This is a genomic window from Burkholderia sp. BCC1047 (genome assembly GCF_902833155.1).
Classification (GTDB): Bacteria; Pseudomonadota; Gammaproteobacteria; order Burkholderiales; family Burkholderiaceae; genus Burkholderia; species Burkholderia sola.
In genome coordinates this window covers 77,391-91,685 of record NZ_CADFEH010000030.1, presented here as the reverse complement: position 1 = coordinate 91,685, position 14,295 = coordinate 77,391, and the positions used below count along the sequence as shown (strand labels likewise).

Genomic DNA, 14,295 nt, shown 5'->3' with positions numbered 1-14,295 from the left:
GATCTTTCCCATCCGCGACCCCGGATAGATTCGAGCAAGTCCACTTTAGGTCAACACCACCTCGCTTGCAAAAATCGGGCTGACCATAGATTTTTGTTGCCGGCGAAACGCGCACGCCCCACGCCTTCCCTTCCGAAAAAGCGCCCAGCCACGGACGGGCCGGGCGGAATGCCGCCGGTGTTCGGCGGCCGGAGGTGACGGATGTTGTGCCGCGCCCGCGCCATCATCGATTGCGCCGGGCGACGGCCGGCCCGGTGGTCAGGCTCCGGGCAGCGCACGACGCGTCGCCGCGCCCGTGCCCGCGCCGCCCGTACCGGGCGATGTGCAGCTTAGCTGCCGCGATACAGCGACTTCATTTCTTCCGCGCTGGCCGGGCGCACGCCCATTGCGCGCGAACCCGACGCCGATGCGCCCTGCGCCTGCGCACCGTAGCCGCTGGCGTCGGCGCCTCGAGCCTGTGCGAGCGCACTGCGCTGCTGCTCCGCGACACGCGCCGTTGCGGCCTGGATCGCTTCCGGATAATGCGGATCTTCGCCACGGGCGGTGTTGTAACCGGCCTGCTGGAGTTGAACCAGTTCGGCACGGACCTGCGCACGGGTGATCGTCGAACCCGACTGGGCGAACGACACGACCGGAGCAACGAGAGCGGCAGCAACGACAACGGCTTGAACGAGCGACTTCATGATGACCTACCTCCAGATTTGTCTGATTCGGCGGTGAACACCTTGATCAGCGCCGACAAACCGAAGTTTATGTAGGTGGATGCTTAAGAATAAGGCAGGTTTGAGGAAGACATCCTTCCTGATTTACGGGTTAACCCTGAATCACTGTCGGCGCGGCCCATGCGGGCGAACGGCCGCTTCGTCCATCCCGTATTACATGAACGCTCGCCAGAAAGCACGAGCCCCGCGAAGCGACGGGCTTCGCGGGGCTCGAATCAAGCGAGATCGGGGTGGAACGTACGCAGCGTCCGTCAGTGGATCAGGCCGCGGCGCAGAAGGGGCGCCCCGCTCGGGCGCCGACACGCTGCCTGCCCGTTACCGAGTATCCATCGGGCACTTCAGGTTGCAGCCGTTCGGGTCGCCCAGGTCACCCTTGCGGCGCAATGCCGACTTCTTGCCGCTCTGATATTTCTCCGACGGCGCCGACGCCGCGAACGGCATCTGCGGATGTTCGTTCAGGCGGAACTGTTCGCTCAGGATGCCGCCGGGCACACCCGGGGAATTCTGCGCGAACGCAAGCGGCGAAGCGACGACCAGCAGCCCCGCGGTCAACGCTGCCGCGGCAAAGGGAACGGAAAATTTCATGTCGGGATGACGCCTGAACGGCGTGCTTGTTGGAACGTTGATCGAGCGGCAAGCGTAGCGCAAATCACCCGCTGCTGCAGCGCGATTCGATCGCCGCCGCGTTACCGGGAATTGCCGTCCGGCGCGCGCGCGCCGTCGCCGCCGGCCAGCCCGGTCGCGATGGGTTCCAGCGCGCCGCACGCGGCCGGATCGTAGCCGTCGAGATGCGCGACGCGCTCGACGAAGCGTGCATCGCGCAGCAGCGCCAGCACGTCGGCCAGCGGCCGCACATCGAGCCGCGCGCGTTCGCAGGCGAAGTAATAGTCCTCGTCGACGACCGGGATGAAGTCGAGCCCGAAATGACGGGCGGCCGGCTCGACGCCGAAACCGAGATCGGCCATGCCGCTCGCGACGAACGCCGCGATCGCCGAATGCGTGAGCTCGGCCGACGCATAGCCGTCGATGCGCTCCGGATCGATGCCGATCGCGCGCAACGCGAGATCGAGCAGCATGCGCGTGCCCGACCCCGGCTGCCGGTTGACGAAGCGGATGTCGTTACGTGCCAGATCCGCGAGCCCGCGGACCTGCTTCGGGTTGCCGCGGGGAACGAACAATCCCTGCTGGCGGCGCGTCAGGTGAATCAGCACCTGGCGCGTGTCGTCGAGCCACGGCCGGTAGATTTGCGCGCACTGCGCGCGAAACGCGCCGCGCGGCAAATGGAAGCCGGCGAGGTCGCATTCGCCGCGCGCGAGCGCCTGCACGGCCTCGACGCTCTCGCGGTATTTGATGTCGACGGCCGCCTGCGCATCGACGAGCGCGGAGACGAGCGTCGCCACCGCATACCCGTGCGACGCATGAATGCGCACGGCGCCGTCGCGCTGCGCGAGCCGCCGGTTCAGCTCGCTGGCCACTTCGGCCGCCAGCGTGCGCAGGTTCCCGTCGAGGCGGCCGCGCGCGAGGCGCTGCGCATCGACGACCGCCTGCCCGAGCGCCGACAGCGTCGAACCCTTGCCGCGCGCGGTCTCGATCAGCTCGCCGCCGATGCACGACTCCAGCGCGCGCAGCATGCCCCACGCGTGCCGGTACGACAGCCCCTTGGCTTGCGCGGCCTGAGCGATGCTGCCCGTCTCGGCCACGAGTTCCAGCAGCGGCGCGACGTCGGACAGGCTGGCCGACCGGCCTTCGGTGTCGCGCACGGTCAGATACGCGTCGCATTCGATCCGAATCAATTATGCACTCCGATTTCCTATTGCGACCGCGAAATCTTCCGCTTATCGTTGGTGAAAATCAATCAGAACGAAGTCACGCTGCGCACTATATGAATTCCGAGCGCATATGAGACTTTGGAGGAGCATAACCGATGTCCCCGAATTCCCCTGCGCCCGACGCGCTCGTCGAGCGCCATGCGCGCGCCGGCCGGTCGCTCGTCGCGATCCTGCACGCGATCCAGGACGACGCGGGCTACGTGCCTTCGGGCTGCGTCGCGCCGCTCGCCAAAGCGCTGAACCTGTCGCGCGCGGAAGTGCACGGCGTCCTGACCTACTACCACCATTTCCGCACCGCGCCGCCCGCGCGCGTGACGATCCAGATGTGCCGCGCCGAAGCGTGCCGCAGCATGGGCTGCGAAACGCTCGCCGCCCACGCGGAAGCCCGCACGGGCTGCCGGTTCGACGCCGCGCATGGCGACGGCGCCGCGGGCCACACGCCGGACGACGTCGCGCTCGAATCGGTCTACTGCCTCGGACTGTGCGCGCAATCGCCGTCGATGACGGTCAATGGCGTGCTCCACGCCAAGGTCACGCCGGAGAAGTTCGACGCGCTGCTGACCGACGCGGTCGCCCACACGCCGGAGGCCGCATGACGACCCGCATCTACGTTCCGCGCGATTCGTCCGCGCTGGCGCTCGGCGCCGACGCACTGGCCGCCGCGATCGCGGCCGAAGCCGCACGGCGCGGCGTCGCGATCGAACTGGTCCGCAACGGCTCGCGCGGGCTGCTGTGGCTCGAGCCGCTCGTCGAGGTCGGGACGGCCGCGGGCCGCGTCGGCTATGCGAACCTGTCGGCCGCCGACGTGCCGGCCCTGTTCGACGCCGACTGGCTCGATGGCGGCGCGCATCCGAGCGGTGTCGGTCTCGTTGACGCGCTGCCCTATCTGGCACGCCAGCAGCGGCTCACGTTCGCGCGGATCGGCCTGACCGATCCGCTGTCGATCGACGACTACCTGAAACACGAAGGCCTCGCCGGCCTGAAGAACGCCTTGGCGCTCGACGGCGACGCCGCATGCGAAACGCTGATCGAGTCGGGGCTGCGCGGCCGCGGCGGCGCGGCGTTCCCGGCCGGCATCAAGTGGCGTACCGTGCGGCAAGCCCGCGCCGCGCAGAAATACATCGTCTGCAACGCGGACGAAGGCGACTCGGGCACGTTCTCCGACCGCCTGCTGATGGAATGCGATCCGTACTGCCTGATCGAAGGGATGATCATCGCGGGCGTCGCCACTGGCGCGACGGTCGGCTATATCTACGTGCGCAGCGAATACCCGCACGCGATCGCGACGCTCGAGGCCGCGATCGTCCGCGCACGCGAAGCCGGCTGGCTCGGCGAGCACGTGCTGGGCTCCGCGCATGCGTTCGAGCTGCACGTCGCGAAAGGCGCGGGCTCGTACGTGTGCGGCGAGGAAACGGCGTTGCTCGAATCGCTCGAGGGCAAGCGCGGCGTCGTGCGCGCGAAGCCGCCGCTGCCCGCGCTCGCCGGCCTGTTCGGCCAGCCGACCGTGATCAACAACGTGATCACGCTGGCGACCGCACCGGTGATCTTCGCGCGCGGCGCCGCGTTCTATCGCGACTACGGGATGGGCCGCTCGCGCGGCACGCTGCCGTTCCAGCTTGCCGGCAACATCCGTCACGGCGGCCTCGTCGAGCTCGCGTTCGGCGTCACGCTGCGCGAGCTGCTGTTCGACTTCGGCGGCGGCACGGCCAGCGGTCGGCCGGCCCGCGCCGCGCAGGTCGGCGGCCCGCTCGGCACCTACCTGCCCGATCACCAGTGGGACGAGCCGCTCGACTACGAGGCGTACACGGCGATCGGCGCGGTGGTCGGCCACGGCGGCATCGTGCTGCACGACGACACGTCGAATCTCGCCGAGCTGGCCGAATACGCGATGAAGTTCTGCGCGATCGAATCGTGCGGCAAGTGCACGCCGTGCCGGATCGGTTCGACGCGCGGCGTCGAGACGATCGCGCGGATCCGCGACGGCGACACGTCGGAGCGGCAAATCACGCTGTTGCGCGACCTGTGCGACACGATGCTCGCCGGTTCGCTGTGCGCGATGGGCGGCATGACGCCGTACCCAGTGCTGTCCGCGCTCGACCATTTCCCCGAAGATTTCGGGCTCGCTGCCGGCAAGGATGCCGCGTCGGGCCCGGTCAAGGCTGCGGCCTGACCCAGAAGGAGCCCTGCATGTCCCTCGACACGAACAACGTCCGCCAAGGCGGCTGCGGCTCGGGCCAATGCGCGTGCAAGAGCGCCGCCCAGGCGCGCGCACGCGATCCGCACGACGAGACCGACTACGGCACGCCGCAACGGTACGCCGATACCGACGTCACGCTCGAAATCGACGGCCAGCCGGTCACGGTGCCGGCCGGCACATCGGTGATGCGCGCGGCGATCGAAGCCGGCGTCAACGTCCCGAAGCTGTGCGCGACCGATTCGCTCGAGCCGTTCGGCTCGTGCCGGCTGTGCCTCGTCGAGATCGAAGGCCGGCGCGGCTATCCGGCGTCGTGCACGACGCCGGCCGAAGCCGGCATGAAGGTGCGCACGCAGTCGGACCGGCTGCAGTCGCTGCGCCGCAACGTGATGGAGCTGTATATCTCCGATCACCCGCTCGACTGCCTCACCTGCCCGGCCAACGGCGACTGCGAGCTGCAGGACATGGCAGGCGTGGTCGGCCTGCGCGAAGTGCGCTACGGCTTCGATGGCGCCAATCACCTGAAGGACACGAAGGACGAATCGAATCCGTACTTCACGTACGATCCGTCGAAGTGCATCGTCTGCAACCGCTGCGTACGCGCGTGCGAGGAAACGCAGGGCACGTTCGCGCTGACGATCGCCGCGCGCGGCTTCGAATCGCGCGTCGCCGCCGGCGAAAACGAATCGTTCATGGCGTCGGAATGCGTGTCGTGCGGCGCGTGCGTCGCCGCCTGCCCGACGGCCACGCTGCAGGAGAAATCCGTCGTGCAGCTCGGGCAGGCCGAGCACTCGGTCGTCACGACCTGCGCGTACTGCGGCGTCGGATGCTCGTTCAAGGCCGAGATGAAGGGTACGCAGGTCGTGCGCATGACGCCGCACAAGAACGGCCTTGCGAACGAAGGCCACGCGTGCGTGAAGGGACGCTTCGCGTGGGGCTATGCGACGCACAAGGACCGCATCACGAAGCCGATGATCCGCGAGAAGATCACCGACCCGTGGCGCGAAGTGAGCTGGGACGAAGCCCTCACCTACGCGGCGACGCAATTCCGCAAGCTGCAGCAGAAGTACGGCCGCGATTCGATCGGCGGGATCACGTCGTCGCGCTGCACGAACGAGGAAACCTATCTCGTGCAGAAGCTCGTGCGTGCGGCGTTCGGCAACAACAACGTCGATACCTGCGCCCGCGTGTGCCACTCGCCGACCGGCTATGGCCTCAAGACGACGCTCGGCGAATCGGCCGGCACGCAGACGTTCGCATCGGTCGGCCAGGCCGACGTGATCGTCGTGATGGGCGCGAACCCGACCGACGGCCATCCGGTGTTCGGCTCGCGGCTGAAGCGGCGCGTGCGCGAAGGCGCGAAGCTGATCGTGATCGACCCGCGCCGCATCGACGTCGTCGACGGCCCGCACGTGAAAGCCACGCATCATCTGCAGTTGCGCCCCGGCACCAACGTCGCGATCGTCAACGCACTGGCGCACGTGATCGTCACCGAAGGGCTGGTGGCCGACGCCTTCGTCGCCGAGCGCTGCGACACGCGCGCGTTCGAGCAATGGCGCGCCTTCGTCGCGCAGGCGGACAATTCGCCCGAGGCAACCGCGGACGTGACGGGCGTGCCGGCCGAGCTGGTGCGCGAGGCCGCGCGCCTGTACGCGACGGGCGGCAACGCCGCGATCTATTACGGCCTGGGCGTGACCGAACACGCGCAGGGTTCGACGACGGTGATGGGCATCGCGAACCTCGCGATGGCGACCGGCAACGTCGGCCGCGAAGGCGTCGGCGTCAATCCGCTGCGCGGCCAGAACAACGTGCAGGGTTCGTGCGACATGGGCTCGTTCCCGCACGAACTGCCCGGCTACCGGCACATCGGCGACGCGGTCGTGCGCACGCAGTTCGAACAGGCGTGGTCGGCCACGCTGCAGCCGGAGCCGGGGCTGCGCATCCCGAACATGTTCGACGCGGCGCTCGACGGCAGCTTCAAGGGGCTTTACTGCCAGGGCGAGGACATCGTCCAGTCGGACCCGAACACGCAGCACGTCGCGGCCGCGCTGTCGGCGATGGAATGCATCGTCGTGCAGGACATCTTCCTGAACGAAACCGCGAAATACGCGCACGTGCTGCTGCCGGGCTCGACGTTCCTCGAAAAGGACGGCACGTTCACGAACGCGGAGCGCCGGATCTCGCGCGTGCGCAAGGTGATGCCGCCGCTCGCGGGCTACGCGGACTGGGAAGTCACGCTGCTGCTGTCGCAGGCACTCGGCTACGACATGCACTACACGCATCCGTCGGAAATCATGGACGAGATCGCGCGGCTCACGCCGACCTTCTCGGGCGTGTCGTACGAGAAGCTCGACGCGCTCGGCAGCATCCAGTGGCCGTGCAACGAACACGCGCCGGAAGGCACGCCGACCATGCACATCGACACGTTCGTGCGCGGCAAGGGGCGGTTCGTGATCACCAAGTTCATTCCGACGCCGGAGAAAGTCACGCAGCGCTATCCGTTGATCCTGACGACGGGCCGCATCCTGTCGCAGTACAACGTCGGCGCGCAGACGCGCCGGACCGAAAACGTCCGGTGGCACGAAGAGGATCGCCTCGAGATCCATCCGCACGACGCGGAGGATCGCGGGATCCGCACCGGCGACTGGGTCGGCATCGAATCGCGCGCGGGGCAGACCGTGCTGCGCGCACTGGTGTCCGAGCGCATGCAGCCGGGCGTCGTGTACACGACGTTCCACTTCCCCGAATCGGGGGCGAACGTGATCACGACGGACAGCTCCGACTGGGCGACGAACTGCCCGGAATACAAGGTGACGGCCGTGCAGGTGCTGCCGGTGGCGCAACCGTCCGACTGGCAACAAGCGTATGCGCGCTTCAACTCGGAGCAGCTCGATTTGCTCGAGCGCCGCGCCGCCGAGCCGGCCGCCGCGACGACGGGCAAGTGAGGCAACCATGGACCACGACCACCTGATCGACATGGCCAACCAGATCGGCGCGTTCTTCGAATCGATGCCCGATCGCGACGAAGCGCTGGCCGGCATCGCCGAGCATATCCGGCGCTTCTGGGAGCCGCGGATGCGTCGCGCGTTGCTCGCCGCGCTCGACGATCCGTCGAGCGAAGCCGGACAACGCGCGGCGCCGATCGTGCGCGACGCGATCGCCGCGCATCGCGCGTCGCTCGTCCCTGCCGCGGCGCCCGCCTGAGCGCGCGGCTACGCGGACACCGACATGCCCGCGAACCAGCTTTCGCAGTGGCGCAGCAGCGCGTTCGCGTCGGTCGCCGTGCGCCCGCGCGCGGCGACATAGCCGTCCGGCCGCAGCAGATAGAACGACGGCCGCGAGCGGCCGTATTCCTGCGCGAGCCCCGCGGCGCCGTCGCCTTCGGCATCGGCGACGCGCCACACGCGCACCGCTTCCGGCATGATCCATTCGAGCCCCTGCACGAGCGCCTGCGCATCGGCCGGGATCGGCGGCACCTCGCCGGCGTCGGTATTCGCAGGCTCTTCCAGCAGCAACAGCGTGAAACTCGCCGGATCGTGAAGATCGTATAACCGCGCCGTGCCGGGCGCGCGACCGAGCGGCCCGTCGAGCACGTGCACGAGCGCGTCGGGTGCGCGCTCGCCCGCGCGCGGACCGCCGTCGAGCACGCGCTCGAGCGTGAGCGGACTCTTCCGGTACTGCACGCCGAGCTCGCTGACCGTGCGCCGGAGCGCGTCGCGCATCGGCCCGAACGACGCCAGCAGCGGCACGACGTGATCGCGCAGCAGCTTCATCGCGCCGCGCTCGGCTTCGACCACCTGCGTGACGAAACCGGTCTGCCGCAACACGTCTCGCTCGATCGGATGGCGCTCCGCGTGATACGTGTCGAGCAACCGCTCGGGCGCGCCTGCGCGCAGCACGCGCGCGAGCTTCCAGCCGAGGTTGAACGCCTCCTGGATGCCGGTGTTCATGCCCTGCGCGCCGGCCGGGCTGTGAACGTGCGCGGCGTCGCCCGCGAAAAACACGCGGCCGTGACGCAGCCGGTCGACCATCCGGCTGTGGAGATGGAAATAGGACGACCACGCGAGATCGCTTGGCGAGATCGATGCGCCGACGCGCGCGCGGATGATCGCGTCGCATTCGTCGAGCGACGGCGTCGCCGCGTCGGGCGCTGCCCCGCTGCCGGGCGGCCGGTCCGCGACGAGCCGGTAACGCCCGCCGCCCATCGGAAACAGGCCCGCGATGCCTGCGGGCGTCGTGAACAGGTGGATCTCCTCGTCGGACCAGTCGGGTATCGCCGCGAAATCGGCCAGCAGGAAAGTCTGTTCGAACGCATGTCCGGCAAAGCCCAGGCCGAGCAGGTGCCTGACCGTGCTGTGCGCGCCGTCGGCGGCGATCAGGTACGACGGCGCGAACGACTCGTCGCGGCCGTCGGCTCGGCGCAGCGTCACGTCGAGCGACGTAGCGCCCGTGTCGCACGCGGTCAGCGCCGTACCGCGTTCGACGCTCACGCCCATTCCGGCCAGGTGCTCGGCGAGCAGCCGCTCGGTGACGCTCTGGTCGAGAAACATCAGATACGGATAGCGCGTTTGCAGCGGATCGAAATCGAGCCGCGCGATCACGCGGCCGTCGGCATGCAGCTCGGCCGCATGCGCGCGATGGCCGAGCGCGAGAAACGGTTCGACCGCGCGATGCTGCTCCAGCAGTTCGAGCGTGCGCGCCTGGATGCCGATCGCACGCGAAAACGGCGCGGGTGCGGCGAGACGATCGATGATGCGCACCGGCACGCGGGCCCGCGCGAGGCTCATCGCCGCGGCAAGGCCGGTCGGCCCCGCGCCGACGATCAGCACGGGCGGGATATCGGATAGTGTGTCAGCCATGGAGACCTCGATGACACGCGATCCTGCCAGTCTACGCCGCTCCGCGTGACGGGGCCATATGCCGACCGGCCGATGCGCGGCCTCGCCGCGCGGTGTGGGAAAATACGCGCTTTCCGCCCCTTTTCGCGTCATGGATTCCGCATTCGACCGGGCGTACGCCGCACATCGTGCGGGCCGCCTCGCCGAGGCCGAGCACGGCTATCGCCACGCGCTCGCCTCCAACCCCGCCAACGCCGACGCGCTGCACCTGTTCGGCGTGCTGCGGCACCAGCAGGGCCAGCATGCCGAGGCCGCCGATCTCGTCGGCCGTGCCGTCGCGCTGCGTCCGGACGATGCCGCGCTGCAGCTCAATCTCGGCAACGCGCTGAAAGCGCTGGGCCGGCTCGACGAAGCGATCGACCGCTTCCGCAACGCGCTGACGCTCGCGCCCGAATTTCCGCTCGCGCACTACAACCTCGGCAACGCGTATGCGGCGCTGCAGCGTCACGACGATGCGATCGACGCGTTCGGCCGTGCGCTGCGGCTCACGCCCGACGACGCATCGATCCACAACAATCTCGGCAACGCGCTGAACGCGCTCGGCCGCCACGACGACGCGCTCGCCGCGTTCGGTCGCGCGCTCGAGCTGCGGCCCGGCCATGCGGGCGCGCACAACAACCTCGCGATGGCGCTGAGCGCGATGGGTCGCGCCGACGATGCGATCGCGCACTTCCAGGCCGCGATCGCCGCGCAGCCGCGGTTCGTCGCCGCGCATTTCAATCTCGGCAACACGTTCGATGCGGTCGGCCGGCATGCCGAGGCGGCCGCGGCGTTCGAAGCCGCGCTCGCACTGCACCCGCCGTTTCCGCTCGCGCTGTTCGGGCTCGCGAACGCGCTCTGCGCGCAGGCGCGCCACCGCGACGCGCTGCCCTACTACGAGCGCGCCGTCGGGCTCGATCCGTCGTTCGGGCTCGCGTGGCTGAATCTCGGCAACGCGCATCACGCGCTCGGCGCGCACGAGATGGCGCTACGCGCATTCGACCAGGCGCTGCGCGTCGCGCCCGATCTCACGCTCGCGCGGCTGCATCGTGCGGTCACGCTGCTGACGCTGCGCGACTTCACGCGCGGCCTGCCCGCGTACGAAGCGCGCCACGAGACGCCCGGCGCGACGCCGCTCGGCGCGCTGCCGCGCTGGCAGGGCGAGCCGATTGCGTCGCGCACGCTGCTGATCCGCGCGGAACAGGGGTTCGGCGACACGCTGCAGTTCGTCCGCTTCGTGCCGCAGGTGCGCGCACGCTGCGCGCGCGTCGTGCTCGAAGTCCAGCCGGAACTCGTCGCGCTGCTGACGCCGGCCGCCGCGCGCTGGCGCGTGACGCTCGTCCCGCAAGGCGCCGCGAAGCCGCCGACCGCGGACGTCGCCTGCACGCTGATGAGCCTGCCGTTCCTGCTCGGGCTTCAGCCGGAGGACATTGTCGGCTCGCGCTACCTCGATGCACCCGACGGCGCCCGGCGGCGCTTTCGCGGCTCGCTCGGCGGGCAGTCGAAGCGCAAGTTCGGCCTCGCGTGGTCGGGGCGCCGACAGGCGCAGGAAAACCGCTCGATGCCGTTCGACGCGCTCGCGCCGCTGCTCGCGCTGCCGGACATCGACTGGATCGTGCTGCAGCCCGCGCTCGACGACGACGAGCGCGCGCGCGTCGACGCGCATCCGCGCGTGCATCGTCTCGACGGCCGGCTGAACGACTTTGCCGATACGGCCGCGCTGGTCGAGCGCCTCGACGGCGTCGTCACGATCGACACGGCGGTCGCGCACCTCGCGGGCGCGCTCGGCAAGCCGCTGTGGGTCATGCTGCCGTTCGCACCCGACTGGCGCTGGTTCACCGGCGACGACTGCCCGTGGTATGCGCGCGCCAGCATCGCGCGCCAGCCTGCGCCGGGCGCGTGGCCCGACGTGGCGGCCACGGTGGCCGACATGCTGCGCGAAGCATGACCGCAAACGAACAAGGGAGCGCATTGCGCTCCCTTGTTCAAGGTGATCCGCGGCCGACGCCGGGCGCTATGCCGACCGCCGTCAGGCCGACTTGTACTGGTTGCGCGCGTCGGACGTGCGGTACAGCACGAGCGTCGCGATCAAGCCGCAGATCGCGGCCACACTCAGCCACAGCCCCGGCGCCGCCTTGTTGCCGGTCTGGTGGATCAGCAGCGTCGAGATCGCCGGCGTAAAGCCGCCGATCGTCGTGGCCAGGCTGTACGCGAGCGAGAAACCAGCCGTCCGCACGTCGGCCGGCATCACTTCGGTCAGCGCGACGACCATCGCCCCGTTGTACGACGCGTACAGGAACGACAGCCACAGCTCGACCGCGAGCAGCCGCAGGAACGATGGATCGCCGACGAGCCAGCGCACGGCGGGATAAGCCGACAGCAGCGTCAGCACGGTGAACGCGATCAGCACCGGGCGGCGGCCGATACGGTCGGACAGCGCACCGGACAGCGGCAGCCACACGAGATTCGAGATCCCGACGCAGACGGTCACGACGAGCGCATCGAGCGACGACAGATGCAGCACTTCCTTGCCGAAGGTCGGCGTGTACGCGGTAATCATGTAGAACGACACCGTCGTCATGATCACCATCCCCATGCCTGCCACCACGACACCCCAGTTGTCGAGCATCGAGCGCATGATCTCGCCCATCGTCGGGCGGTGGCGCTTCGCGAGGAATTCGTCGGTCTCCTTCAGCGAACGGCGGATCAGGAACAGGAACGGCACGATCAGGCAGCCGATCAGGAACGGAATGCGCCAGCCCCACGCGGTCATTTCCTCGACCGGCAGCGCGCGGTTCAGCACGACGCCGACGAACGCGGCGAACACGACGGCCACCTGCTGGCTGCCCGACTGCCACGCCGTATAGAACCCCTTGTGGCCCTTCGTCGCGATCTCCGACAGGTAGACCGACACGCCGCCGAGTTCGACGCCCGCCGAGAAGCCCTGCAACAACCGGCCGAGCAGCACGAGCACCGGCGCGAGCACGCCGATCGTCGCATAGCCCGGTATCGCGGCCACCGCGAGCGTGCCGATCGCCATCAGCCCGAGCGTCAGGATCAGCCCCTTGCGGCGGCCGTGATGGTCGATATACGCGCCGAGCACGATCGCGCCGACCGGCCGCATCAGGAAGCCCGCGCCGAATACCGACAGCGACAGCATCAGCGACGCGAACGCGTTGCCGCTCGGAAAGTACGTTTTCGCGATGGCCGACGCGTAATACCCGTAGACCATGAAGTCGTACATTTCCAGGAAGTTGCCGCTGACGACCCGGAAGACGGTGCGGACTTTCGATTCCTGCGCGATGGCAGGCGACGCTGTGGACATGGTTTCTCGCTCAGCTCGGATGGCGCGAATACCGCGCCGCATGGACCCGGCGACGCGCGCCGCGCCGGGTCGGGCCGACGCGCACGGGCATCGCTGCCCGCCGGCGGCACGGCGCGTAACGGCGCGCCGCCGGCATGATCCGCGAATCATGCCACGGCAACCCGACATTTGCCTTGTAGCGCCCCTGTCACCGACGTCGCGATGTCCGCCTCGTACAAGTCGCCCCGAAGCGGGCACAAGAATCAGATCGATCTGATCGACCGACCTTCGCCGGCTGACCACAATGTCACGATTTGCGACGACATTTTCACGCCGCGCCGGCACGGATGCCCGTGTCGCACGACGCCCCTGCCATGATCCCATCGCCCCTCGTCCCGGTCGAAGGCGCGCTCGCCCGCCCTCGCGCCACCCCGCTCGACCACGTCCCGCCGTTCGGCCGCGAATGGCGATTTCGCGGCGCACCCGGCGCAGGGCCCGGCAGGAACTGCCTCGCGACGCTAACGACGTCCTGCATCGATGTCGACCGACCGCACCGCGAGTGCCGATGGCAGCCGCTATCCGTGGCGGCGTCGCTGCCGGCTTCGGCCGGGCTGCCTGTCCCGGCGGCAGTTGCCCCGGGCCGGCGCTTGCGCCATCCCGCGCGCCACCCTCGCGACCGGCGCGCGATGTACGTCGTCTGCTGGAGCATCGGCGCGCTCGGCATCATCGGCTGGCTGATCGGCACGTACGACCGGCCCGCGGGTTCCGGTCCCGCGTACGCGATCCAGGCGGCCGGCAGTACGCCCGATCACGCCGCGACATCGACCGGCACGATACGTATCGCGGCGGCGCAACCGGATACGTCGACGCATGCGATGCCGCAGCACAAGATGGCGAGGCCTGTCGCGAACACGGTCGAATCGCCGCCAGCCAAGCATCGCGTCGCGCTTCGCCCCGCAACGCTTCGCCCGCAAGCGACGGCCGACGTGCGGCACGTCATCCCTGCCTCGCCACGTCGGGCAACCGGCCAGCGCACGGCAAACGCACCGACCCGCACGCCGGTCGTGCCGCGGCTCGCCGCACATCAGCCGCTCCAGCGTGCGCCGCGCCAGCGCGACGCGACCAACACCGGCACACGCGATCGACTCGCTCGGCCGCTGCCCACGGCAGATACGCGCGATACACGCGACTCGTTCGACGATCCGGCCACGTTGATCGCAATGGCGACCGCGCTGCGCGCCGCGCAACCGGCCCGGCCGGCGCACCCGAGCGCGGCCGGTTTCGACTGGACGTCGCACTTGTCGCACCGCCGCGTGACCGACGTGCCGGACGCGTTCGCGCATTGACGCCCACGCAATAAAAAACCCGG

General features: G+C 69.2%; 11 protein-coding genes. 6 read left to right on the top strand and 5 right to left on the bottom strand.

From position 1 onward, the window contains the following. Positions 1–329 precede the first annotated feature (329 nt). The 3 genes from HWX55_RS26920 to HWX55_RS26910 all read right to left on the bottom strand — a co-directional run bounded on the left by HWX55_RS26920 (position 330) and on the right by HWX55_RS26910 (position 2,515). Positions 330–683, bottom strand: a complete 354-nt coding sequence (locus tag HWX55_RS26920) for a DUF4148 domain-containing protein (RefSeq protein ID WP_175977922.1) — start codon at positions 681–683, stop codon at positions 330–332. Between the two features lie 354 nt (positions 684–1,037). After that, positions 1,038–1,307, bottom strand: coding sequence for a hypothetical protein (locus HWX55_RS26915; RefSeq protein WP_175977921.1), 270 nt, complete (start codon positions 1,305–1,307; stop codon positions 1,038–1,040). 101 nt (positions 1,308–1,408) lie between these two features. Next, positions 1,409–2,515, bottom strand: a complete 1,107-nt coding sequence (locus tag HWX55_RS26910) for a substrate-binding domain-containing protein (protein ID WP_175977920.1) — start codon at positions 2,513–2,515, stop codon at positions 1,409–1,411. Between the two features lie 131 nt (positions 2,516–2,646). Here HWX55_RS26910 and HWX55_RS26905 point away from each other — a divergent pair, with 131 nt between their 5' ends. From HWX55_RS26905 to HWX55_RS26890, 4 genes are read left to right on the top strand one after another with little or no spacing between them, the layout of a single operon-like run. Further along, positions 2,647–3,147 (top strand): NAD(P)H-dependent oxidoreductase subunit E, encoded by a 501-nt coding sequence (locus HWX55_RS26905; protein WP_175977919.1) that lies wholly within the window; start codon positions 2,647–2,649, stop codon positions 3,145–3,147. Beyond that, positions 3,144–4,721 (top strand): formate dehydrogenase beta subunit, encoded by a 1,578-nt coding sequence (locus HWX55_RS26900; protein ID WP_175977918.1) that lies wholly within the window; start codon positions 3,144–3,146, stop codon positions 4,719–4,721. The genes HWX55_RS26905 and HWX55_RS26900 overlap by 4 nt, the downstream gene beginning before the upstream one ends. Before the next feature lie 17 nt (positions 4,722–4,738). Then, a complete protein-coding gene (gene fdhF, locus HWX55_RS26895; protein ID WP_175977917.1) occupies positions 4,739–7,690 on the top strand; it encodes a formate dehydrogenase subunit alpha in 2,952 nt (983 codons plus the stop codon). Positions 7,691–7,697: 7 nt separating this feature from the next. Further along, positions 7,698–7,949 carry a formate dehydrogenase subunit delta gene (locus tag HWX55_RS26890; protein WP_050011555.1) on the top strand — a complete coding sequence of 84 codons (252 nt, stop codon included), beginning with the start codon at positions 7,698–7,700 and terminating at the stop codon, positions 7,947–7,949. A gap of 8 nt (positions 7,950–7,957) precedes the next feature. On the opposite strand, the gene HWX55_RS26885 is transcribed toward HWX55_RS26890, so the two are convergent. Then, entirely contained in the window at positions 7,958–9,604 is a 1,647-nt protein-coding gene (locus HWX55_RS26885; RefSeq protein WP_175977916.1) for an FAD-dependent monooxygenase, read from the bottom strand. A 58-nt stretch (positions 9,605–9,662) separates the two neighbouring features. Between HWX55_RS26885 and HWX55_RS26880 the strand changes: the two genes are divergently transcribed. Next, positions 9,663–11,570, top strand: a complete 1,908-nt coding sequence (locus HWX55_RS26880) for a tetratricopeptide repeat protein (protein ID WP_175977915.1) — start codon at positions 9,663–9,665, stop codon at positions 11,568–11,570. Positions 11,571–11,651: 81 nt separating this feature from the next. On the opposite strand, the gene HWX55_RS26875 is transcribed toward HWX55_RS26880, so the two are convergent. After that, complete coding sequence (locus HWX55_RS26875; protein WP_175977914.1) at positions 11,652–12,947, bottom strand: MFS transporter; 1,296 nt, start codon at positions 12,945–12,947, stop codon at positions 11,652–11,654. A 665-nt stretch (positions 12,948–13,612) separates the two neighbouring features. Between HWX55_RS26875 and HWX55_RS26870 the strand changes: the two genes are divergently transcribed. Continuing rightward, complete coding sequence (locus tag HWX55_RS26870) at positions 13,613–14,272, top strand: hypothetical protein (protein ID WP_244140648.1); 660 nt, start codon at positions 13,613–13,615, stop codon at positions 14,270–14,272. Positions 14,273–14,295 lie beyond the last annotated feature (23 nt).

Excerpts from the sequence above, each read along its gene's own strand:
- HWX55_RS26880 (WP_175977915.1), top strand. The coding sequence starts at position 9,663 with ATGCCGACCGGCCGATGCGCGGCCTCGCCGCGCGGTGTGGGAAAATAC.
- HWX55_RS26905 (WP_175977919.1), top strand. The coding sequence starts at position 2,647 with ATGTCCCCGAATTCCCCTGCGCCCGACGCGCTCGTCGAGCGCCATGCG.
- HWX55_RS26920 (WP_175977922.1), bottom strand. The coding sequence starts at position 683 with ATGAAGTCGCTCGTTCAAGCCGTTGTCGTTGCTGCCGCTCTCGTTGCT.
- HWX55_RS26900 (WP_175977918.1), top strand. The coding sequence starts at position 3,144 with ATGACGACCCGCATCTACGTTCCGCGCGATTCGTCCGCGCTGGCGCTC.
- HWX55_RS26885 (WP_175977916.1), bottom strand. The coding sequence starts at position 9,604 with ATGGCTGACACACTATCCGATATCCCGCCCGTGCTGATCGTCGGCGCG.
- HWX55_RS26870 (WP_244140648.1), top strand. The coding sequence starts at position 13,613 with ATGTACGTCGTCTGCTGGAGCATCGGCGCGCTCGGCATCATCGGCTGG.
- HWX55_RS26915 (WP_175977921.1), bottom strand. The coding sequence starts at position 1,307 with ATGAAATTTTCCGTTCCCTTTGCCGCGGCAGCGTTGACCGCGGGGCTG.
- fdhF (WP_175977917.1), top strand. The coding sequence starts at position 4,739 with ATGTCCCTCGACACGAACAACGTCCGCCAAGGCGGCTGCGGCTCGGGC.
- HWX55_RS26875 (WP_175977914.1), bottom strand. The coding sequence starts at position 12,947 with ATGTCCACAGCGTCGCCTGCCATCGCGCAGGAATCGAAAGTCCGCACC.
- HWX55_RS26890 (WP_050011555.1), top strand. The coding sequence starts at position 7,698 with ATGGACCACGACCACCTGATCGACATGGCCAACCAGATCGGCGCGTTC.